Origin of the sequence: Micromonospora sp. WMMD961 (assembly GCF_029626145.1) — a bacterium.
Taxonomy (GTDB): Bacteria; Actinomycetota; Actinomycetes; order Mycobacteriales; family Micromonosporaceae; genus Micromonospora.
The window spans coordinates 1,824,734-1,847,483 of the sequence record NZ_JARUBJ010000002.1 but is presented as its reverse complement, the minus strand read 5'-3'; the positions used below and the strand labels follow the sequence as shown (position 1 = coordinate 1,847,483).

General features: G+C 70.6%; 16 protein-coding genes and 1 pseudogene. 8 read left to right on the top strand and 9 right to left on the bottom strand.

Going from position 1 to position 22,750, the window contains the following annotated elements; all coding sequences use genetic code 11:
• Positions 1 to 2 precede the first annotated feature (2 nt).
• Both O7614_RS08810 and O7614_RS08805 read right to left on the bottom strand, forming a co-directional pair.
• Positions 3 to 1,358, bottom strand: a complete 1,356-nt coding sequence (locus O7614_RS08810) for an aldehyde dehydrogenase family protein (protein WP_278137972.1) — start codon at positions 1,356 to 1,358, stop codon at positions 3 to 5.
• Between the two features lie 114 nt (positions 1,359 to 1,472).
• Positions 1,473 to 2,837, bottom strand: coding sequence for a glutamine synthetase family protein (locus tag O7614_RS08805; protein WP_278137971.1), 1,365 nt, complete (start codon positions 2,835 to 2,837; stop codon positions 1,473 to 1,475).
• A 216-nt stretch (positions 2,838 to 3,053) separates the two neighbouring features.
• Here O7614_RS08805 and O7614_RS08800 point away from each other — a divergent pair, with 216 nt between their 5' ends.
• A complete protein-coding gene (locus tag O7614_RS08800; RefSeq protein ID WP_278137970.1) occupies positions 3,054 to 3,488 on the top strand; it encodes a VOC family protein in 435 nt (144 codons plus the stop codon).
• A gap of 292 nt (positions 3,489 to 3,780) precedes the next feature.
• Here the strand turns inward: O7614_RS08800 and O7614_RS08795 are convergent, their stop codons facing one another.
• Entirely contained in the window at positions 3,781 to 5,334 is a 1,554-nt protein-coding gene (locus O7614_RS08795; RefSeq protein ID WP_278137969.1) for an amino acid permease, read from the bottom strand.
• A 1,038-nt stretch (positions 5,335 to 6,372) separates the two neighbouring features.
• On the opposite strand from O7614_RS08795, the gene O7614_RS08790 reads away from it, so the two are divergent.
• A complete protein-coding gene (locus tag O7614_RS08790) occupies positions 6,373 to 7,107 on the top strand; it encodes an NmrA family NAD(P)-binding protein (RefSeq protein ID WP_278137968.1) in 735 nt (244 codons plus the stop codon).
• An 82-nt stretch (positions 7,108 to 7,189) separates the two neighbouring features.
• Positions 7,190 to 8,149: an RNA polymerase sigma factor SigJ gene (sigJ, locus tag O7614_RS08785; protein ID WP_278137967.1), complete on the top strand. Its 960-nt coding sequence runs from the start codon at positions 7,190 to 7,192 to the stop codon at positions 8,147 to 8,149.
• 6 nt (positions 8,150 to 8,155) lie between these two features.
• Here sigJ and O7614_RS08780 read toward each other — a convergent pair.
• From O7614_RS08780 to pcaF, 5 genes and pseudogenes are all read right to left on the bottom strand, one after another.
• Positions 8,156 to 8,321: pseudogene (locus O7614_RS08780) on the bottom strand (ISAzo13 family transposase); the annotation flags it as partial.
• 87 nt (positions 8,322 to 8,408) lie between these two features.
• Positions 8,409 to 8,909, bottom strand: coding sequence for a DUF456 domain-containing protein (locus O7614_RS08775; RefSeq protein WP_278137966.1), 501 nt, complete (start codon positions 8,907 to 8,909; stop codon positions 8,409 to 8,411).
• Positions 8,910 to 8,977: 68 nt separating this feature from the next.
• Positions 8,978 to 11,134 (bottom strand): EAL domain-containing protein, encoded by a 2,157-nt coding sequence (locus tag O7614_RS08770; RefSeq protein ID WP_278137965.1) that lies wholly within the window; start codon positions 11,132 to 11,134, stop codon positions 8,978 to 8,980.
• A 4-nt stretch (positions 11,135 to 11,138) separates the two neighbouring features.
• Entirely contained in the window at positions 11,139 to 11,951 is an 813-nt protein-coding gene (locus O7614_RS08765) for an SAM-dependent methyltransferase (protein WP_278137964.1), read from the bottom strand.
• Between the two features lie 101 nt (positions 11,952 to 12,052).
• Positions 12,053 to 13,258 carry a 3-oxoadipyl-CoA thiolase gene (pcaF, locus tag O7614_RS08760; RefSeq protein ID WP_278137963.1) on the bottom strand — a complete coding sequence of 402 codons (1,206 nt, stop codon included), beginning with the start codon at positions 13,256 to 13,258 and terminating at the stop codon, positions 12,053 to 12,055.
• A gap of 107 nt (positions 13,259 to 13,365) precedes the next feature.
• Between pcaF and O7614_RS08755 the strand changes: the two genes are divergently transcribed.
• The 4 genes from O7614_RS08755 (at position 13,366) to O7614_RS08740 (ending at position 17,627) form a co-directional block, all read left to right on the top strand.
• On the top strand, positions 13,366 to 14,331 hold the full coding sequence (locus tag O7614_RS08755) for a glutathione S-transferase C-terminal domain-containing protein (RefSeq protein ID WP_278137962.1): 966 nt from the start codon (positions 13,366 to 13,368) through the stop codon (positions 14,329 to 14,331).
• A complete protein-coding gene (locus O7614_RS08750) occupies positions 14,324 to 15,040 on the top strand; it encodes a DUF998 domain-containing protein (protein WP_278137961.1) in 717 nt (238 codons plus the stop codon). The genes O7614_RS08755 and O7614_RS08750 overlap by 8 nt, the downstream gene beginning before the upstream one ends.
• Before the next feature lie 150 nt (positions 15,041 to 15,190).
• A complete protein-coding gene (locus O7614_RS08745; protein ID WP_278142191.1) occupies positions 15,191 to 16,483 on the top strand; it encodes a dicarboxylate/amino acid:cation symporter in 1,293 nt (430 codons plus the stop codon).
• Positions 16,484 to 16,559: 76 nt separating this feature from the next.
• The gene (locus tag O7614_RS08740) at positions 16,560 to 17,627 is read left to right on the top strand and encodes an NADH:flavin oxidoreductase/NADH oxidase (protein WP_278137960.1); all 1,068 of its coding nucleotides are present in this window, start codon (positions 16,560 to 16,562) and stop codon (positions 17,625 to 17,627) included.
• Positions 17,628 to 17,674: 47 nt separating this feature from the next.
• Here O7614_RS08740 and O7614_RS08735 read toward each other — a convergent pair whose 3' ends face one another.
• Positions 17,675 to 21,268, bottom strand: coding sequence for an ABC transporter ATP-binding protein (locus tag O7614_RS08735; RefSeq protein ID WP_278137959.1), 3,594 nt, complete (start codon positions 21,266 to 21,268; stop codon positions 17,675 to 17,677).
• Positions 21,269 to 22,031: 763 nt separating this feature from the next.
• Here O7614_RS08735 and O7614_RS08730 point away from each other — a divergent pair.
• The gene (locus tag O7614_RS08730; protein WP_278137958.1) at positions 22,032 to 22,598 is read left to right on the top strand and encodes a hypothetical protein; all 567 of its coding nucleotides are present in this window, start codon (positions 22,032 to 22,034) and stop codon (positions 22,596 to 22,598) included.
• Positions 22,599 to 22,750: the final 152 nt, after the last annotated feature.

Here is a 22,750-nt window from a genome sequence, read left to right as displayed (position 1 = left end):
CATCACTCCTCAGTCGAGATGAACACGTTCTTGACGTCGGTGAAGGAGTGCAGCGCGTCCGGGCCCAGCTCACGGCCGAGCCCGGAGCGCTTCATCCCGCCGAACGGGGTCCAGTAGCGCACCGAGGAGTGCGAGTTGACGCTGAGGTTGCCCGCCTCGACGGCGCGGGCCACGCGCAGCGCCCGACCCACGTCCCGGGTCCAGATGGAGCCGGAGAGCCCGTACTCGGTGTCGTTGGCGAGCCGGACCGCGTCGGCCTCGTCGTCGAACGGCAGCACCGAGACCACCGGCCCGAAGATCTCCTCCCGCCAGTGCCGGTCGGCCGGTGAGTCCGCCAGCAGCACCGTGGGCGCGTGCCAGAACCCGGGACCGTCGGGGCAGGATCCGGTGAACGCCACGGTCGCGCCGGTCACGTAGTCGGCGACCCGGTCCCGCTGGGCCGCGGAGATCAGCGGACCCATCTCGGCGGTGTCCCGGGACGGGTCCTCGACCCGCACCGCGCGTACCGCTGGTTCGAGGAGTGCCAGGAACCGGTCGTACACCGGCCGTTGGACGAGGATCCGCGACCGTGCGCAGCAGTCCTGGCCGGCGTTGTCGAAGACCGCCCCCGGCGCGGTCGCGGCGGCGCGTTCCAGGTCCGCGTCGGCGAACACGATGTTCGCGCTCTTGCCGCCCAACTCCAGGGTGAGTCGCTTCACCTGCGCGGCGCAGCCGGCCATGATCCGGGTGCCGACCTCGGTGGAGCCGGTGAAGCAGATCTTGCGGACCGCGGGGTGGCTGACGAACCGCTCCCCCACCACCGCTCCCTCGCCCGGTACGACGGTGAGCACGTCGTCGGGCAGGCCGGCCTCGCGGGCCAACTCGGCCAGCCGCAGCGCGGTGAGCGGGGTCAGCTCGGCGGGTTTGAGCACCACGGTGTTGCCGGCGGCGAGGGCTGGTACGAAGCCCCAGGCGGCGATCGGCATCGGGAAGTTCCACGGCACGATCACGCCGACCACGCCGAGCGGCTCGTGGAAGGTGACGTCCAGCCCGCCCGGCACCGGGATCTGCCGCCCGGTCAACCGCTCGGGCGCTCCGGCGTAGTAGTCCAGGACGTCCCGGACGTTGCCGGCCTCCCACCGGGCGTTGCCGATGGTGTGCCCGGAGTTGCGGACCTCCAGCGCGGCCAACTCGTCCAGATGCGCGTCGACGACGGAGGCGAACCGCCGCAGCAAGCGGGCCCGGTCCCCCGGCCCGACCTTCCGCCACGTCTTGAAGGCGGCAGCCGCCCGCGCAACAGCCGCGTCCACCTCCCCCAGCGAGGCCCCGGGAACCTCACGAAACCCCACCCCGGAAGAGGGGTCAACCACGAGCGTCACCAGCCCCACCCCGCCCCCGCCTCGTCGATCATGGAGTCGCGGTGCCCCATCAAAGCCGCAGTCCACCTCATACCGCCCACCACCACTCCATGATCGACGCCGACCAGGCGCGGGTCAGAGGCGTTCGAAACCACGGGTCAGCTCCCAGTCCGTCACCGCGGCGTCGAAGGCGGCCAGCTCGACTCGCGCCTGGTTGGCGTAGTGGGCCACCACCTCGTCGCCGAACGCCTCCCGGGCCACCGTCGACGCCTCCCAGAGGGCCAGAGCGTCGCGCAGCGTGCCGGGGACCCGCTCGGCCTGCGGGTCGTCGTACGCGTTGCCGGTGCACTCGTCGCCCAGCTCCAGCTCGTGGTCGATGCCGTGCAGCGCGCCGGCGACCAGCCCGGCGATCGCCAGGTAGGGGTTGACGTCCGCGCCGGGCACCCGGTTCTCCACGCGCATGCCCTGCCCGTGCCCGACCACCCGCAGTGCGCAGGTCCGGTTGTCCACCCCCCACCGCAGGGCCGTCGGGGCGAACGATCCCGGCTGGTAGCGCTTGTAGGAGTTGATGTTCGGGGCGAAGAGCAGGCTGAACTCGCGCATGGTGGCCAGCAGCCCGGCGAGCACCCGCTGCCCGGTCGGCGACAGGTGCGCCGGCCCGTCGCCGAGCATCGCCGAACGCCCACCGCTGTCCCGCAGGGAGAAGTGGATGTGGCAGGAGTTGCCCTCCCGCTCGTTCGGCTTGGCCATGAAGGTGATCGCCATGCCCTCCTGGGCGGCGATCTCCTTGGCGCCGTTCTTGTAGATCACGTGATGGTCGGCGCAGGCGACCGCCTCGTCGTACCGGAACGCGATCTCGTGCTGGCCGAGGTTGCACTCGCCCTTGGCGCTCTCCGGCGTCAGCCCGGCGGCGGCCATCTCGGTGCGGATCCGGCGCAGCAGCGGCTCCACCCGGGCGGTGCCGAGCAACGAGTAGTCCACGTTGTACTGGTTGGCGGGGGTGAGGTCCCGGTAGCCGCGCCGCCAGGCGTCCTCGTACGAGTCGCGGAACAGCACGAACTCCAGCTCGGTGCCGGCGTACGCGGTCAGCCCGTGCGCGGCCAACCGGTCCAGCTGCCGACGCAGGATCTGCCGGGGCGACGCGACCACGTCACCCGAGCCGTCGAGCCAGGTCAGGTCGGCCAGCAGCATCGCCGAGCCGGGTTGCCAGGGCATCCGGCGCAGCGTGCCGAAATCCGGCGCCATCGCGAAGTCGCCGTAGCCGCGCTCCCAGCTCGACATCGCGTACCCGTCCACGGTGTTCATGTCGACGTCCACGGCGAGCAGGTAGTTGCAGCCCTCACTGCCGTTGGCCACCACCTGGTCGAGGAAGAACGGCGCGTGGAACCGCTTGCCCTGCAGTCGGCCCTGCATGTCGACCAGGGCCAACACCACGGTGTCGATCTCGCCCTCGGCGACGGCGACCCGCAGCTGTTCCAGCGTGAGCGGCGCTTTACTCATGGCGGGCCTCCATCACCAAGGTCTACTGGCAAACCGGATCACCGTCAATGCCCCCGCGAGGGTCGGCGGCAAACCCGATCGACCGGCGGTGCGCCTCGTGCGCCGATCAGCCGGGACGTCGGTCGGCACCCCGGAACATCCGTCCGGGCCGGAGGGCGACACCAGGGTGCCGGAACCGGGTGGAAGCGACAGCCGATCTTTGCCTATGGTGTCGCGATGACGTCGGTAAGGCAGGTCCAGGTCACCTTCGACTGCGCGGACCCCGTGCGCGTCGGCCGCTTCTGGTGCGAGGTGCTGGGCTACGTCCCACCGACCCCGCCGGAGGGGTTTGCCACCTGGGAGGAATTCGACCTCACCCTGCCACCCGAGAAGCAGGGAGCGTGGTTCGCCGGCAGCGACCCGACAGGTGTCGGCCCGCGCCTGTACTTCCAGCGCGTGCCCGAGGGCAAGGTCGTCAAGAACCGGCTGCATCTCGACGTGCGGGTCGGCACCGGTCTGGTGGGTGAGGAGCGCCTGGCCGTCCTCGATGCGGAGTGTGCACGGCTGACCGCGCTCGGCGCGACGCGCGTGCGGCTGATGCTCGCCGACGAGGAGAACGAGTCATGCCTGGTGATGCAGGACGTCGAGGGCAACGAGTTCTGCCTCGACTGATTGGTCTGCCGGGCAGTTCCACGCGGCCGATGGTGTCGAGGACTGGCGCAGCCTCTACCACCTGGTCTCGGCCCACTTCCGAACCGGTTCGCTGGCCAGGGGCGTCGCGCTCGTCGACGCGATCGGTCACCTCGTCGGCGAAGCCGAGCAGCAGCATCTCAGCGTCGCCGTACCGCACGACCGGGCGCAGGCCCGCGTCTTCGCCGAGGGTGACGAGGCGTGCGCCGCCGCCTGGACGGGTCGCGAATAGCCACGCTGCGCCCGGTCGTGCGGGGAACTGCCCTGGGCCTCCCTATTCGGTGCCCTGGTCGACAGTACGCACCGGACCGGTGAACCACTTCCGGGCCGACGCGTACCACCAGACGGTGACCACCAGCAGCACCCCGCCCACGGCCAGCGGCGCGTAGTTCACCGCCGACCAGGTGAACCCGTCGTTGCCGGGCACGCCGGCGGGCACGATGGGCAGCACGAAGTAGACCGCGATGACCGCGATCTCGATGACCGCGATCCAGCCGAGCAGCTTGTACTTCCGTCCCAATGTCCACGGGCCAGGGGTGAACCGGTCGCCCATCCGCAGTCGCAGCGCGATCGGGATGAGGAAGGACAGGTAGAGCCCGAGCACGGCGACGGACACCACCGCGTAGAAGGCGACCGGGATGCCGGCCGAGCTCTCGTAGAGCGCCGGCAGGGTCAGCACCAGGCCGGCCACTGTGGCGCCGATGATCGCGTTGACCGGGGTGCCGTTGCGGTCGACAGTCGACCAGAGCCGCCAACCGGGCACCGCCCGGTCCCGGCTGAACGCATACGCCATCCGGCTCATCGAGGTCACGCAGCTCATGCCGCAGAAGAACTGGCCGATGGTGGAGATGATGATGACAATCTTGAAGAAGACCGGGGTCAGCGCGGATTCGAAGATGGCACCGGAGAAGCCGCCCGCGGCGTTGACCGCCTCGACGTCGGTGGCCGCGAAGAGGAACGCCAGCAGCAGGATCCAGCCGCCGACCGCCGAGTAGAAGATCGACTGCCAGAGGCCACGGGCCGCGGCCTGCGACGCGCCCCGGGTCTCCTCCGAGACGTGCGCGCAGGCGTCGAAGCCGGTGATCGTGTACTGGGTCAGCAGGAAACCCAGCGGCAGCACGTAGAACCAGAACGTCAGCCCACCGATGTCGCCGTCGCCGAAGCCGGAGTTGTTGAACCGCTCGGTGAACACGAACTGGAAGCTCTGGTGGTTGTCGGGAACGAAGACCAGGATGGCCACCACGACGGCCGCGCCGGCCACGTGCCACCAGACCGAGACGTTCTGGAGTACGTCGATGATCCGGTGCCCGAAGATGTTGATCAGTCCGTGCAGCACCAGGATGATCACGAAGAGCATGAACGCCTGCCGCAGCGTCCCGGCCCAGCCGTCGAAGAGCGCCGACAGGGTGAGGTTGAGGAACGTCGCGCAGCCGTAGTCGACCGAGGCGGTGACCGCCACCAGACCGATCAGGTTCAACCAGCCGGTGAACCAGCCGTGCACCGGGCGACCCATGGTGGCCGCCCACCAGTAGATCCCGCCCGCTGTCGGGTACGCCGACACCAGCTCCGCCAGGCAGAAACCGATGATCAAGATGAACAGGGAGATCAGCGGCCAGCCCCAGGAGATGGCGACCGGGCCACCGTTGTTCCACGCCTGGCCGAAGGTGGTGAAGCAACCGGCCAGGATCGAGATGATCGAAAACGAGATGGCGAAGTTGGAGAAGCCGCTCCACTTGCGGCGCAACTCCTGTTTGTAGCCGAGTTCGGCGAGCCGTCGCGCGTCGTCGTCCATCGGTTGCTCTGCGGTTGGCACGGGGGTCGTTGCCACTGCACACCTCCCTGAGGTGGTTCCGCGTGCGAGTGGGCAAAGTGTGATCCTGGCCGCTCAAGCCGGTCAATACATGGTCGGTGGGAATGTCGCCGCCAGCGGGCTAAATGCGTTGCCGTCCGGCCCTCCCGGCACGCATCCTTGATCCCGTGACCAGGCCGATCAGGGCCGACGCCGGGCACTCGGACCGCCCGGCCCCGGAGGCGCGGGGCACACCTCTCTCTCACGTGCGGCGCTCCGCCGTACCCGAAAAGTGCCCCGCGCCCTCCCCCGCACCCTGGCCCTCCTTACCCGCGCCCTCCCCCTGCGCCCTTCCCTGCGTTGATCAAAGGCTTTGCGTCAGATTTCGGGCCCTGCATGACGCAAAGCTCTTGATCAACGGTGGGGTGGGGTGGTGGACGAGTCCTCACTCAGGGTCGCCGGCGAGCATGCTGGCCAGCGCTCGGTCCAGGCTTGCGAGGAGATCCGGTGCTTCCGCCTCGCATCCGTAGGGGACCAACTCGGCGGCGCGCCGGAGGAAGTCGCCGAGAGCCTGTCGCGGGAGCCTGAACTCAGCGCTCCCGCCGGGAGAGTAGAGGCCAAGCAGGAGCGTGCGGGGCTCCCGAGCGGTGGAGCCGATCTGCGCGTCGCCCATGCCCGCGGGCCTGCTGAGTCCGCCCTTCGGCAGACCCCCTTTCGAGGGTCCAGGTGACGGGGGCAAATTCTTCTCCGAGGTCGAAGGTGATCTCGACGACGAGGGGGGTAAGCGTCTTTCCCACGTCGTAAGAGGCGCGAACGGGACTCAGGTGATGTCGATCACGCCGAGACCGGGCTCCGCGCACCTTCGCTTCGTGTTGGCATACGCCTCACCGCGCTACGCGCGCGCCGTAGCCCTGCCCACGGCCCTCAGTAACCGGTGCGGTCCGCCCTCAGTTGCCCCCGCCGGTCGCAGCGGCTGAGGGGCTCTGAGAAAAGATCCGCCTCGGAGCCTGACATTGTCCTGACCTGCGTCGTCATATTGGTGAGGGCGGCGACCGCGGGCCCGGAACGGAGTGAAAAATGAAGGTCTTCATCGCTGGTGGGCGCGGCCGTGTCGGCTCCCCCCTTGCTGACAAGCTGGAGGCCAGGGGCGTCGAGGTGGTCTCGGGAGGACTTGCTGACGGGATCGACGTGATCTCTGGCGAGGGGCTCGCCGGTGCCCTCGTCGGAGTCGACACCATCGTGAACGTCCTGAACACCCCCCGTTTTGATGCGGAGGGGGCCATTTCGTTCTTCGAGGGAGCGATCAACAATCTGAATGCGGAGGGCAAGCGGGCAGGTGTGCGTCATCACGTCCTGCTCTCCATCGTCGGCGTCGGACAAGGAGACGCGTCTGAGATTGGGTACTACCTCGGCAAGGTAGCGCAGGAGAAGGCCGCACGATCCAGTTCGATCCCCGCAACCATCATCCGAGCCACTCAGTTCCAGAGCTACATTCCCATCCTCATTGACCAGCACACTGTGGACGGAAAGGTTTTCGCTCCCAGGTCGTTCATCCAGCCCGTCGAGCTGGACGAGGTCATTGAGCTGCTCGCCGAGGCTGCCACGACATTGGAGCCGGGAAGCGAGGTCGAGATCGCTGGACCCGACCGCTTCTACCACGATGACCTCTTCCGTGCCACGCTGGCTGATCGCGGAGACGACCGCGAGGTTGTGACCGTGGACGCGGAAGGGGCACCCGATACCATGGTTCCACGTGGCGCTCACCGGGTAGGCACTGTGCGGTACCCCGTTTCAGGAATCCCCCTCGCCTGAAGCCAGGATAAGAGGACGACGGAACGCTCGACTGTCAGCCGATAGTTGAGGCAGGCCGCGCTCATATGGGAAAGGGTGCCCAATGTCGGAAGATCTTCCTGCCGAATCCGTTGGGCGTGAAGAAGCCGAGCGTGATGAATCGCGGATTCTCGATTCCGTCGCGGCCGAGCGACGCCGTTTGATGTCGCTGGCATTTCGCATGATGGGCACCCTGGCCGACGCCGAAGATGTTGTGCAGGAGACGTATGTCAGATGGTACCGCCTTGAGGCCGAGGAACGTGAAGCAATTGCCACGCCCGCTGCGTGGTTGATGCGAGTTGCGAGCCGCATCTCACTCGACATGCTGGGCTCCGCGCGGGCACGACGGGAGACGTACGTCGGACAATGGCTACCGGAGCCAGTCCCATCTGACCTCTTTGCGGACACAGCGAAGGAGCCAACGAGCTCCAGTCATATCGCCGCCGATCCGCTCGATCGCGTTTCCCTCGATGATACGGTCAGTATGGCTCTGTTGACGGTCCTCGAGTCGATGACCCCGGCAGAGCGAGTGACATTCGTGCTGCATGATGTGTTCGGCGTGCCGTTCGGCGAGATTGCCAGTGTTGTAGGCCGTTCACCAGGAGCCGTGAGGCAATTGGCGACGTCCGCACGTCGGCACGTTCGAGGAGGAAGGCGAGCCCGAGTTTCTCCTCAACAACATGATGAAGTTGTTCGGGCATTCCGCGACGCAACGGTTGGAGGGAATATTGAAGACCTGTTGCGCGTATTGGCCCCGGATGTCGAACTGCGAGTAGATGGCGGCGGATTCGTCAATGCCGCACCTCAGGTTATCCGTGGTTCGGATCATGTAGCGCGGTGGCTCATGGGAGTGATGCGTAAGCAACCCGCTCTCCGTTTTGAGCGACGAGACACGGCTGACGGTCTCGGATACATACTCAGGAATGAGGGGCGTCGATATGGGATGGCCACCTTTGACGTCAGCGCTGACTGTGTCACGAGCGTGTGGCTGATGCTTAATCCGCTGAAACTGACGAACTGGTGACTCGACTGAAGGGTGGGGGTGGAGTGCATTGTTCCGGGCGCCCTGGAACGCGTGCCGGGTCAGCGGCAGGGCGGCCATCTCCGCGTCTTTGATGCGGAGATGGCCGGGTGATGTGCGAGAAGAGCCGGTGCCCGATCTTGTTCCACTTCGATGTGCCTGGTGGTAGGTGACAAGCACATCGGCATGGCGGGCCGACCGAAGCGGAGGGCTGGCAACTTCGCTGAGCCCGCAGTCCCGTCTTGAGTCGGGACCACTTCGTCTAGGTCAGGAGGAGGCCGGCTACCCAGAGGGCGGCGATGATCAGGGCGGCCAGGAACTCCACGAGCATCGAGAGGCCGGCGGCCTTGAGCGCCTGCACAGTGGACGGCCAGGCGAGGCGGTTGCTGCCGAGCCGTAGGCGTTCCGCCGCCCACACCCCGCCGACGAAGCCGAGCACCAACCCGACGACCGGCACCACAAAGAACCCGATGATGCCGACCACCCCGCCGGCGAGCAAGGTGGACGTCGGCACACCTGTGCGTTTCAGGTTCCGGCCTGGCCACGCGTACTTGATCACGACGCCACCCGCGGCGGCCACGGTGGCGGCGGCGAACACCGCCCAGCCACCCATGCCGGCACCGCCGAAGATCGCCCAGAGCAGCACGCCACCCCAGCACAGCGGCAACGCCGGCAGGCCCGGCACCACCACGCCGGCGATCCCGGCCAGGATGGCCAACCCGGCGACCACGGTCACCGCCGTCTGCGAGTCGGTCAGGTTCACGCAGTCACCTTCCCCTGCCGCCGCTCAGCCCGCAACGGTCGCCCGCTCGCCACGTTGCTGCACCTGACTCACGGCACCACGTCACCACGGAGCCGGGCGGTGATCGTGTCGACCGGCGCCGGGGCGCCGAAGAACCGGCCCTGCCCGGTGTCGCAGCGCAGCGCCCGCAACCGTTCCGCCTGCTCCCCGGTCTCCACCGCCTCGGCGGTCACCCACAATTCCAGCGCGTGCGCCAACCGCACCAACGCGTCCACGATCCGTTCGTCGCGGTGGTCGGCAGCACCGTCGGCGCGGATGCCCTCGACGAACGGGCCGGCGAGCTTCAGGCAGTGGATCGGCAGCCGCCGCAGGTACGCCAGGTTGGAGTACCCGGTGCCGAAGTCGTCCACGGCCAGCCGCACACCCAGGGCAGCGAGCCGGTACAGGCTGCGCAACGGCTCGTCGGCGCTGCCCATCACCGCGCTCTCGGTCAACTCGAGTTGGAGAAGGTCGGCGGGCAGGCCGCTGGTGTGCAGCGCGTCCGCCACGGTCTCCACGATCGCCGGGTCGTCGGCCTGCCGCGCGGCAAGGTTGACGCTGACCACCAGCCGGGCGTCGGGGAAGTCCCGCCACCACCGCTCGGCGTCGTGACAGGCCTGCCGGAGCACCCACTCGCCGAGCCGGACGATCAGGCCGGTCTCCTCGGCCAGGCCGATGAACTGGTCCGGCCCGATCAGGCCCAGCTCCGGGTGCTCCCACCGGACCAGCGCCTCCACCGCGAGCATGCTGCCCTCCAGCAGCGACACGATCGGTTGGTAGTGCAGGACGAACTCGCCCCGATCCAGCGCGGCGGGCAGCCCGGCGACCAGCGCCGAGCGGGCGATGTCCCGGGCGCTGCGTTCCGGGTCGTAGACCGCCCACTGGCCCCGGCCCGCCGCCTTCGCCCAGTAGAGCGTGGTGTCCGCCGCCTTCATCAGCTCGGACGGACTGGTCTCCGCCGCCGGGCACTGCACGATGCCGACGCTGGCCGAGACGGCCAACTGGTGGTCACCGACGTGCACCGGGGCCGCTACGGCGGCCAGCGCCGCCTCCGCGACCGCCACCGCGTCGTCGACGTCGTCTCCTCCGTCGACGAGGATCACGAACTCGTCACCGCCCATCCGGGCAACCAGGTGGCCGTGGTCGGCCACGCACGCGTTAAGCCTCCGGCCGATCATCACGAGCAGTTGGTCACCGAGGTCGTGGCCGAGGCTGTCGTTGATCGCCTTGAAGCCGTCCAGGTCGAGGAAGCACACCCCGACCCGCTGCCCGGTGCCCGCGCTGTCGAGGACCCGACCCAGCGTCTCGAAGAACAACGTCCGGTTGGGCAACCCGGTCAGCGGGTCGTGCAGCGCCTGGAAGCGCAGCCGCTGCTGGAGTTCGTACCGCTGGGTGATGTCCTCGATCATCGCGACGGTGAAGCGGGGCCGGCCGTCGTCGTGCCGGACCAGCGAGACGGCCAGGTCGGTCCAGACCATGCTGCCGTCCTTGCGGTGATAACGCTTCTCCACCCGGACGGCGTCATGCTTGCCCTCGATCAGCTCCTGGTACAGCTCCCACATGCCGGCGGCGTCGTCGGCGTGGAACAACGCCGCCACGTTGGTCTCGCACAGTTCCTCGATCGAGTAGCCGAGCATGTCGGCGAACGCCTGGTTGACGTCGATGATCCGGCCGTCCACGCCGGCGATGCCGATCCCGATCGCGGCACCGGTGAAGACCGCCCGAAACCGTGCCTCGCTGTCGCGCAGCGCCTGTTCGACCTCGTCGCGGGCCTGCCAGGCCGAGCGGGCGATCCGCTCCTGCTGACTGAACGTACGGTCGCGTAGCGCTCGGGCGAATCCGGCGGCCAGCCCACCCTGCAGGGCCGCCATCCGGTCGGCGAGGTCCGCCGGCCGGTCGGTGACCCCCAGCACCCGGTGCGGGAAGTCCGCACCGAGGGCGTGCAACGTCCAGTCCAGGGCCTTCGGCTCGGTCAGGTGCGCCTCCACCAGCGCCGCGCCGACCTCCTCGGCGGGGCGGGCGGTGAACTGCTCCGCCCGTACCGCCTGCGCCAGCCGGATCGTGTGCACCAGCAGCAGCCGCTCGGTCTCGGCCGCGCTGAGCGGGACGAAGCCGAGGCGGCGTACGGCGCGGGCCCAGTCGGCGGCGTACCCCTGGACGTCGGCCCGGTCGGCGTCCACCCCCGCGTGGTCCGGGACGGCGGCCATGGGATCAGCCGGCGGGCTGGTCGTACCGGGCGACGCCACCGAAGGCGCCGAACCGCTCCGGGTGATCGTCCACCTCGGACGGTGAGTCGGGACGCCAGAGCGGCATGTGCACCACGCCCGGCTCCAGGACCGTCCAGTCGCCGAAGAAGCCGGTCACCTGGTCGCGGGAGCGCAGGGTGATCTCGGTGTCCGTGCGCGCGGAGAGACGCTGGGCGTCGAGCATCTCCTGCGGCTGGTCCTCGAACGTGGAGTGCGAGATGACCAGGAAACTGCCCGGCGCGGCAGCGGCCCGCAGGGCGGCCAGGATCCGCTCGGGCCCGTCGCCGTCGGGGATGAAGTGCACCACCCCGGCCAGCAGGATGCCCATCGGTCGACTGAAGTCGATCAACCCGAGCTGCCGGGTCTCGGCGAGGATCCGCTCCGGCTCACGCAGGTCGGCGTGGATGACCCCGGTCAGCTCGTTGCCCGCGAGCAACTCCCGGCTGTGCGCCACCGCCACCGGGTCGATGTCGACGTACACCACCCGGGCCTTGGGGTTCTTCCCCTGCGCCACCTCGTGCACGTTGCCGACGGTAGGAATTCCGGAGCCGATGTCGAGGAACTGGTCGATTCCGGCGTCGAGCAGCACCCGGACGGACCGTCGTAGGAACTCACGGCCGGACCGCATGGTGGCGGCGAGGTTCGGGGTCATGCTCGCGATCTGTTCGGCCAACTGCCGGTCGATCTCGAAGTTGTGCGCCCCGCCAAGGAAGTAGTCGTACACCCGGGCCGCGCTCGGCCTGGTCAGATCGATCTCGGTCGGCAGTCCGTCGGGCATCGGTGTGCTCCCCAGTTCGTCGCCGCGACGCGGGACGGCACCGGCGTCGACGGACGTGCACGACCACCGGCAGACCCGCGGGTCGTGTGGTGTGGACCACTCTAGGCGGCTGACTCCAGCAACAGCGAGATCCCTTGACCGACACCGATGCACATGGTGGCCAGAGCCCGGCGACCTCCGCGGCGGCGCAACTCCAGGGCGGCGGTCAGCGCCAGGCGCGCGCCGCTGGCACCGAGCGGGTGCCCCAGCGCGATCGCGCCGCCGTTCGGGTTGACGTGTTCGGCGCCCACCGGCAGCCCCAGCTCCCGCAACACCGCCACGGACTGCGCGGCGAACGCCTCGTTCAGCTCCACCACGTCCACCGCACCCAGCTCGACGCCGACCCGGGCGAGCAGCTTACGGGTCGCCGGCACCGGGCCGATCCCCATGATCCGGGGCGGTACGCCGGCCGCCGCCGCGCCGCTGACCCGAGCCAGCGGCGTGAGGCCGTACCGCTGCACCGCCGCCTCGCTGGCGACCAGCAGAGCCACCGCACCGTCGTTGACGCCCGACGAGTTGCCGGCGGTCACCGTGCCGCCGTCGCGGAACGGTGTCGGCAGCGCCGCCAGCTTCTCCAGCGTGGTCTCCCGGGGGTGCTCGTCGACCTCGACCAGCCGGGTCTCCCGACGGCCGGCCGGCACGGACACCGCCACGATCTCCTCGGCGAACCGGCCGTCGGCCTGCGCCTTGGCCGCGCGCTGCTGCGAGCGGTACGCGAAGGCGTCCTGCTCGGCCCGGCTGACGCCGTACTCGGCGGCGACGTTCTCCGCCGTCTCCGGCATCGAGTCGACGCCCCACCCGTCACGCATCAGCGGGTTCACCAACCGCCAGCCCAGCGTGGTGTCGTACACCTCGGCCGAGCGGGAGTACGCCGACGTCGCCTTCGGCATGACGAACGGCGCACGGCTCATGCTCTCCACCCCGCCGGCGATCACCAGCTCCGCGTCCCCGGCGACGATGGACCGGGCGGCGGTGGCGAGCGCGTCCAGGCCCGAGCCGCAGAGCCGGTTGACAGTGCTGCCCGGCACCTCCTCGGGTAGGCCGGCCAGCAGCGCCGCCATCCGGGCCACGTTGCGGTTGTCCTCGCCGGCCTGGTTGGCGCAGCCGAGCACGACGTCGTCCACCCGCGCCCAGTCCACCGACGGGTGACGGGCGGCCAGCTCGCGGATCACGTGCGCGGCCAGGTCGTCGGGGCGGATGCCGGCCAGCGCGCCGGCGTACCGGCCGATCGGGGTGCGGACACCGGCCACCAGGTATGCCACGGTCATCGCGAGTCCTTCGGGGGTGCAGACGGCGGGGGTGGAGGCACGCCCACCGGTTCGCGGGGGCTACCGGCCGCCAGGATATCCGCGCCGGCAGCGGATAGGTTGGCGGCATGGCTCGGGCCCAGTTCAGCGCAGAGACCAGTGGCGGCGGCGCGTTCGTCCGCCAGCCCAACCGGTTCACCGGGCGGGTCACCGCCGACTCCACGTCGCCACCCGGCGGCGGCCCGGACGAGCAGGACCGTTGGCCCCTGGAGGCCGGCCGGTACCGGCTGATCTGGTGCCGGGCGTGCCCGTGGGCGCACCGGGCGAGGATCGTGCGCGGCCTGCTCGGGCTGGACGACGCGATCTCGCTGGGCACCGTCGACCCGATCCGGGACGAGCGGGGCTGGGCATTCGCCCTCGACCCGGACGGCTTCGACCCGGTCCTCGGTGTCGGCTTCCTCTCCGAGGCGTACCTGGCCACCGACCCGGACTACACCGGCCGGGTGACAGTGCCGGCGCTGGTGGACACACTGACCGGCCGCGTCGTCACCAACGACTACCCGCAGCTCACCCTCGACTTCTCCACCGAGTGGCGGCGGCTGCACGCGCCCGGCGCGCCGGACCTGTACCCGGTCGAGTTGCGTCCCGAGATGGACGCGCTGATGGCCGAGATCCACACCGACGTCAACAACGGCGTCTACCGGTGCGGGTTCGCCACCTCCCAGGAGGCGTACGACGAGGCGTTCCGGGCTCTGTTCGCCCGACTGGACGTCCTCTCCGAACGCCTCGCCGGGCAGCGCTACCTGATGGGCGACGCGATCACCGAGGCCGACGTGCGGCTGTTCACCACGCTGGTCCGCTTCGACGCCGCGTACCACGGACACTTCAAGTGCAACCGCAGCAAGCTGACCGAGATGCCGGTGCTGTGGGCGTACGCCCGGGACCTGTTCCAGACCCCGGGCTTCGGCGAGACGGTCGACTTCGACCACATCAAACGGCACTACTACGGCACGCACCGGGAGATCAACCCGACCGGGATCGTGCCGCTCGGGCCGGACGAGTCCGGCTGGGGCACGCCGCACGGGCGTGGTTGAGCCGGGTCGGCCCGGCACCACGACCTCGGCGGGGATCCGCGCCGACGTCGCCCGCCGGGTCGCCGGGTCCGCGGCGGCCGGCTGCGCGGTGGCCGGTGCGGTCGCGGTGACGGTCGCCGTGGTCGCCGGCCCCGGTCCAGGGCTCACCGGGTACGTCAGCGAGGCGGGCATCGCCGGCAGTGCGCACGCCCCGACGTACCGGATCGGGATCCTCGCTCTTGCCGCCGCGCTGCTGCTGGTCGGCGCGGCGCTGCCCTCCGGGGTGTGGGCGGCCCCGGCGCTGCTCGCCACCAGCGCGGTCTTCACCGCCGTGTCCGGAGCGGTGACCTGCTCCGCCGGCTGCCCGTTGCCGCCGTTCGAACGTGCGACGGTAGCGGATCTGGTGCACGGCGGCGCGAGCATCGCGGCGACCGCGGCGGTGGTCTTCGCCATGGTCACGCTCGCCGTGTCCGGGCCGGCGGGCCCGACGGTACGCCGACTGGCCGGCGTGGCCGCCGCGCTGACCCTGCCGCTCTGCGCCGCAGTGGGGCTGGCGATGCTCGTCCTCGGTCGGGGCACGTTCGTGGGCGTGCTGGAGCGGCTGATCCTCGCACTCGCCGTGCTGTGGGGTGTGGCCACCGCCACCGCACTGGCCCTGGCAGCGGAAAGTTCACCCGCTGTAAGGAGCCTCACGCCGACCACTCCTTCCAATAAACGGAAATCGGCGTAGCGTCGGCGAACGATGACCAATGTCTGGGGCCTCACTGTCCGCCTGTATGTCGATCTCCGACTGCAGGCCAGTGGCATCTGTACGGGCTAGCTGCGCTTTCACGCCTGCCCTGAATCAGACCGGACAAATGGATAGACCATGCCCTTCAGCCTGCGCAAGATTCCCTTCTCCGTGCAGATCCTGCTCGGCCTCGTGCTCGGCGTCGCGCTGGGCTTCCTGGCCCGCACCAACGACCTGAGCTGGCTGACCAGCACCCTGCACACCGTCGGCAGCCTCTTCGTCCAGCTCCTCAAGCTGGCCGTGCCGCCGTTGGTCTTCACCGCCATCGTGGTCAGCGTGGTCAGCCTGCGCGGTGTCGCCAACGCCGCCCGGCTCGCCCTCAAGACGCTGATGTGGTTCGGCATCACCGCCCTGATCGCGGTGAGCATCGGCATCGGGCTCGGCCTGCTCACCAACCCCGGCCGGGGCGTGAGCCTCGACCTGGGTGGCGCTGCCGCACCGAAGAAGACCGGCTCGTGGACCGACTTCCTCACCGGCATCGTGCCCACCAACCCGATCGGCGCGTTCGTCGAGGGCAACGTCCTGCAGATCGTCTTCCTCGCCGTCGTCGTGGGCGCCGCCGCCCTGCTCGTCGGCGAAGCCGCCGAGCCGTTCGTGGCGTTGAACCGCTCCCTGCTGGAGATCGTCCAGAAGGCGCTCTGGTGGGTCATCCGCCTCGCCCCGATCGGCACGCTCGGCCTGATCGGCAACGCCGTCGCCTCGTACGGCTGGGACCTGCTGGCCCCCCTCGCCAAGTTCACCACCGCCGTCTACGTCGGCTGCGCCATCGTGCTGTTCGTGGTCTACCCGCTGGTGCTGATCCTCGCCGGCCGGCTCAACCCGCTGCGCTTCTTCGCCGGTGCCTGGCCGGCGATCGAGCTGGCCTTCGTGTCCCGTTCCTCGGTCGGCACCATGCCGGTGACCCAGCGTTCCGTCGAGCGGCTCGGCGTGCCCCGCGAGTACGCCTCGTTCGCGGTGCCGTTCGGCGCCACCACGAAGATGGACGGTTGCGCCGCCGTCTACCCGGCGCTCGCCGCGATCTTCGTGGCCCAGGTGTTCGGTGTGCAGCTCGGCCTGACCGACTACCTGCTGATCGCCTTCGTCTCGGTGGTCGGTTCGGCGGCCACCGCCGGCCTGACCGGCGCGATCGTGATGCTGACCCTGACCCTCAGCACGCTGGGCCTGCCGCTCGCCGGCGCCGGCCTGCTGCTGGCCATCGACCCGATCCTGGACATGATCCGCACCGCCACCAACGTGGCCGGGCAGGCTCTGGTGCCGACCGTCGTCGCCGCCCGCGAGGGCACCCTCGACCGGGTCGCGTACGAGTCCGCCGGTCGACGCGACCTGAGCGAACCGGAGCCGGTCGCGGAGACCCGGCCCGAACTGAGCCCTGTTCCCGCCTGACCACGTCACCGTCGTGCGGCGACGGGCCCCTCTCCCCGGGGACCCGTCGCCGCCGCCGTTCGAGAGGATGTCCCCCATGAGTTCCCTGTTCACCCCCCTGGCCCTGCGTGCGGTCACATTGCCCAACCGGATCGCCATGGCACCGATGTGCCAGTACTCCGCCGGCCCCGACGGTCTGCCCACCGACTGGCACCTGACCCACCTGGGCAGCCGCGCGGTCGGCGGTGCCGGTCTGGTGCTGACCGAGGCGACCGCCGTACTCCCCGAGGGCCGGATCAGCCCCCAGGACACCGGGCTGTGGTCCGGCGCCCACGTCGACGCCTGGCGGCCGGTGACGGCGTTCGTCGCCGCCCACGGCTCGGTGCCGGCCGTGCAGCTCGCGCACGCCGGGTTCAAGGCCTCCACGTACCGGCCGTGGGCACCGGAACGCGGCGGCGTGCCGGACGCCGAGGGCGGATGGACGCCCGTCGCGCCCGGCTCGGAGGCGTTCACCACCGGCTACCGGACGCCGACCAGCCTCGACGAGGCCGGCATCGCCGGCGTGGTCGAGGCGTTCGCGACCGCCGCCGAGCGGTCGCTGGACGCCGGCTTCGCCGCCGTGGAGATCCACGCCGCGCACGGCTACCTGCTCAACGAGTTCCTCTCGCCGCTGACCAACCGCCGCACCGACTCGTACGGCGGCGACCGGGCCGCCCGGATGCGGCTCACCCTGGAGGTGGCCCGCGCGGTGCGCGCCGCGGTCGGCGAGGACGTGCCGGTGCTGACCCGGATCTCCGCCACCGACTGGGTCGAGGGCGGTTGGACGATCGACGACAGTGTGGTGCTGGCCGGCGAGCTGGCCGGTGTCGGCGTCGACCTGGTCGACGCGTCGTCCGGGGGCGTCAGCGTCGAGCAGCGCATCCCGCTCGGCCCCGGCTACCAGGTGCCGCTGGCCGCCCAGATCCGCCGCGAGGCCGGCGTGCCGACCGGCGCGGTGGGCCTGATCGTCGAGCCCGAGCACGCCGAGCAGATCGTCGCCGGCGGCGAAGCCGACCTGGTGCTGCTCGGCCGGGAGTTGCTGCGCGACCCGTACTGGCCGCGCCGGGCAGCCGCGAAGCTCGGCGTCGCGTACAGCGGACCCGACCAGTACGCCCGCGCCTACTGACACCGACGTGGTCGGGCGGCTGCCGTGCCCCGACAGCCGCCCGACCGTCAGCCGGCCAGGTGCGACCAGTCACCCTCCAGGTCCTGCCAGGTGCCCTGGGCCGCGACCGCCCCGCCGAGCAACACCACCACGTGATCGGCCCGGACCAGCGCCGCGCGCTTCGCCGTCGAGCCGACCACTGTCACCCCGTGGTCGCGCAACGCCTGCCACAGCGCCAGCTCGGTGGTGACGTCCAGCGCCGACGACACGTCGTCGGCGACCAACAATTCGGTACGCGGTGCCAGCGCGCGAGCCAGCGCCAACCGCTGCAACTGCCCGCCGGACAGCCGGGTGCCCTTGTGCCCGATGAGCAGGCCGAGCCCACCGCCGGCGGCGACCAGGTCGTGGTCGAGCTGGGCGGTGCTGACCGCGCCCGCCGCGTCGACCTGGTGCCCGAGCGCGATGTTGTCGGCGACCGTGCCGGACAGCACCCGGGGCAACTGGCCGACGTAGCCGACCTGGTTGGGGCGCAGGAACAGCTCCGGCTCGGTGACCGGGTCGCCGTTCCAGGCCAGCTCACCGGTGTGGTGCACGATCCCGGCCAGCGCCCGCAGCAACGAGGACTTGCCCGACCCGACCGGCCCGACCACCAGCACCAGCTGCCCACGCTGCACGGTCAGGTCGACATTCCGGACGGCCACCGTACCGTCGGAGTGCACCACTCCGAAGTCGCGCAGTTCCAGGCGGCGCAGCGGGTGCCGGGGTGCCGGCGTCGGCGCGGGCGCCGTCCCGGCGGCCAGGTCGACAGCCGGAACCCCCGCGGAGTACGCGCTCACTCCGGTCATCGCCACCGTACGCCGGGTCCAGACCCGCGCCGACGGCAGCTGGGAGATCAACGACGCGGTGGTCCAGGCGAACCAGCGGGCCGCGCCCAGCGTGGAGACCGCCACCAGCACCGCCCCGGCGGAGAGTCCACCGCTCAGGTAGAGCGCCCACGCGCCGATCGGCAACAGTCCACTGGCCATCGACGGCGTGGAACGCGCCCACACCTGCACCGCGATCTCCCGCCGCTGCCGGTCGCTGCGCAGCACGTCCAGGCTGGCCAGATGGCGTAGCACCGCCGTGGTCGCGCCGGCGAGCTTCACCGTCCGCGCCGCGGACAGCGCGGAGACCAGCGCCGTGGCGAAGGCGGCCCGCGCCGCCACAGTGGCCCGCGCCGCCCGTTCGAGCTTCGGCCCGAACAACGTCGCGGCCAGCCCGGAGACGACCATCGTGCCCAGGAAGAACAGTCCCGGCACGACACTGCCGGTGACCGCCGTCATGGCGACCACCAGGACCAGCGCGACGATCTGGTCCAGCACGTTGTCGGCGAGCTGCACCACCCGCTCGGTGTCGCCGCCCTGCGCCACGACCTCGGCCGGGGTGTGCGAGCTGACCCGGCGCGGCCCGGTCTGACCGTGTACCAGGCGCAGGCCGATCCGCAGCATCTGCCGCACCCACCACCCCGGGAACCAGACATGGGTGTAGTACGGCAGCGGCATGGTGACCAGCAACCCGGCCACGATCCCGACCGCCGGCAGGTACGGGCTGCCGGTGCCGTCGACCAGATCGGCCCAGAGCCAGGGCAGCACCGGCCCGTCCAGCCCCAGCAGGCTGAGCCCGAGGAACAGCCCGACCGCAGCCATCCCGTACCGCGGATCGTTGAGGCAGAGCCGGAAGATCTCCCGCAACGTCCGGGCCGGCGGCATGGGCGGCAGCGGCGGCGGGTCGGCGCGGTTCGCCCCGACCGGCTCGGTCGCCGGCTCGACCAGCTCGGCCCGCCCGGTCGGGTTACCCGGCTCGGCCCGCGCGATCGCCGGCTCGGCCCGCACGGACGCGGGCTCGACCGGATCGGGCCACGCGGTCGCCGGCCCGGTTGGCCAGGCGTCGTTCGGGTCGGGGCCGACCAGCAGGTCGGTGCCGCCGCCGGCGCGGCCGGCCGGTGCGGCCGTGGCGTACGCGGCGGCGTGACTGGTCGCCAGCAGTTCGGCGAAGCGCGTCGACGTCTCCAGCGGGCCGGCTTCGACCACCGCACCGTCGGCCAGCACCACCACCTCGTCGCAGCGGCGCACGGACGAGAGCCGGTGCGCGATGACGATCCCGATCCGGTCGCGCAGCAGTCGTTCGGTGGCTCGCTGCACCCGCGCCTCGGTCACCGGGTCGAGCCGCGCGGTGGCCTCGTCGAGGATCACCACATGGGGATCACGGACCAGGATCCGGGCGAACGCCACCAACTGCTCCTGACCGGCGGAGAGCACATGCCCGCCCTCCCCCAGCCGGGTAGCCAAGCCGTCCGGTAGCTCGGCGATCCAACCCGCCAGGCCCAACTCGTCGAGTGCCCGGGCTGCGGCGTCGAGCAGATCCGGATCGAAGAGCGCGACGTTCTCGGCGAGCGTGCCGGCCAGGATCTCGGTGCGCTGCGGCACCAGTGCCACCCAGCGGCGCAGTTGCTCGACATCGAGGTCACCCAGGTCGGTGCCGCCGAGGAAGACCGTTCCCGGCGGCACGTCGACGGCTCTGGTGAGCACCTTCGCCAGCGTCGACTTACCCGAACCGGTCCGCCCGATCAGCGCGTACGAGCGACCGCGCGCGAAGGTCAGGCTGAGCCCGCGCAGCGCGGCCCCCCGGCCGCTTTCCTGATACCTGAAGGTCAGGTCCTCGATGCGCAGGTCACCCTCGGTCGGGTGGAGGCCGCCGACGGGTTCCTGCCGGGCCCGCTGGAGCAACTGCACCCGGGCCCACGCGCCGAGAGCCTCCTGGATCTCCGGCACCATCCGGCTGACGTGTTCGGCCGTGGCGCCGAAGGCCAGCGCCAGCAGCCAGATGGCGGTGAGGCGGGCGGCGTCGACCCGGCCGGTGGCCAGCGCCCAGGCCCCGCCGAGCACCACCACGCCGATGCCAGCCCGGATCGTCGCGGTGGCGGCCGACGCCACCTTGGCGGACAGCACCCAGACCAGGCGACCCCGGGACAGCACGGCGGCGGCCCGCCGCGCGTACAGGCGCAGCACGTACGGCCGGGCCAGACTGGTCCGTACGTCGTCCTGTCCGTGCACCGCCTCCTCCATCACCGCGGCCAGGTCCGACCACGCCTCCTCCTCGGCCATCCGGGCCGGACCGATCCGCGCGGTGGGCCGGCGAAGGCTGACGGCGAGCACCACGGTGAGCAGCAACATCGCCACCCCGGCCGGCCACCACACGACCAGCGCCACGACCATCGACAACAGGCCGACGCAGAGCCCCTGGGCGAGCCGCGTGCCCTGGTTACGGATCGCCGACGCCACCTGGTAGACATCCCCGTCGATCCGGTCGAGCAACTCGCCCACCGGGGTGGTCTCCAGCGTCGGCAGGTCCTGCCCGAATGCGACCTGACAGAGCCGGCGACGCACGTCGGCGGACCAGTCGGCGGTCAGGCCGGCCATCAGCAGGCTCACCGCGAGGTCGCTGAGGACCACGGCGACCAGTGCCGCGGCCAGCACGGCGAAGAAGCCGGCCGAGCGGTGCACCAGCACCGCGCCCGCCAACGCCGAGGCACCGGCCTGACCGGCGGCGCCGAGCGCGATCAGGATGACCACAACCGTCATCCGGCGCGTCGAGGTGCCCCACAGATCTCGGAGCAGGCGCATGGAAGTCCTCCGGATGTGGGGTGGCGGAGACTTCAGCCTGCCGGCGTCAGCACCTCATCTCAACCGATTTTCCGGGCTCTGAGCAGGGCATCCGGCTGTCTCCCTCATCCGCCGCGCCGCGCCCTGGGCACCTCGATGACGCCATTGGGCGATGCCGCCCGGGGCTGGTCGGGTCGCTCGCCGAGCGGATCGCCACACCTCGACGACCACCCCCGCAACGCCGCCCGAACCCTCGACCCCCATGCCGCAAGACCGGCCAAACCCCGCCGACGCAACGCCGCCCGAACCCTCGACCCCGATGGCGCAACGCCGCCCGGACCTCCCAAATAGGGATGATCGACTCCGTTTCGACGACGTCGCGGTATCAAACCCACACGGATACCCCCACATCAGCGACGTCGTGTGGATCAAGCGGGGCTGGGGGTGTTCTGCCCGTCGGCCTGGGCGGTTTGGCACCTGGGGTCGAGTATCTTGTTCCGTTTGGGTGGTATCGGCGTGTGGTCGGAGGCACATGCCGGCTGGAATCCTGGCCGGGTCGGGGTCGTTACACACCCTGACGATCGCAGGACCACGGCCGGTCGGCGCGATGGTCCGCCCCCGGGAATGACCCCCGACCCCGGGTCGTTACACCTGGACCCCGGCGCCGCGAGCCCCCGCTCGCAGGCCGCCGATGAACCCCTCAAGACTTTGTTGCAGCGCCGGACGAGGTGCTCACACCCGCGGCACGTGTGCGGGTGTCCTTACCCCCGAAGGAGCTTCCCCCATGAACACGATCATGCGTAAGAGTGTGCTGTCCGTTGCTGGTCTGGCGTTCGCCGGTGGTGTGTTCGCCGGCCCGATCGCCGCCCACGCCGCCACCCCGGCCGTGGATGCGAAGCCGGTTGCGGTTGCGGTGCAGTCGGCGGCGCCGAAGCCGCAGGGCGAGCAGTCGCACATCGACCTGAACGACGAGCAGACCGCCAACGTCAAGGCGATCATCGCCGCGACGAAGAAGGCCGGCCTGCCCGAGCGGGCCGCGGTCATCTCGATCGCCACCAGCCTGCAGGAGTCGAAGTTGGAGAACCTGGGCCACCTGGGCGATATGAACGACCATGACTCGCTGGGTCTGTTCCAGCAGCGCCCGTCCAGTGGTTGGGGCACCCCGGAGCAGATCACCGACCCCGAGTACTCCACCACGGCGTTCCTGAAGGGCCTGAAGCAGGTCGACGGGTGGCAGGACATGCCGCTGACCGAGGCCGCGCAGACCGTGCAGGTGTCGGCCTACCCGGACGCGTACGCCCAGTGGGAGCAGCAGGCCGCCGACCTGGTCGGCCAGTACTGGAACAGCTGACCCACCGCACAGCCCGACCGCTGGCCGGCACCCCACCCGGGGTGCCGGCCAGCGGCACATCCACCCCGAGATCTTGGACAGTTTCCGTTACGCGAGAACGCGAGAACGGAAACTGTCCAAGATCTACGGAGCTGCGCGCGACCTGCGCCTCA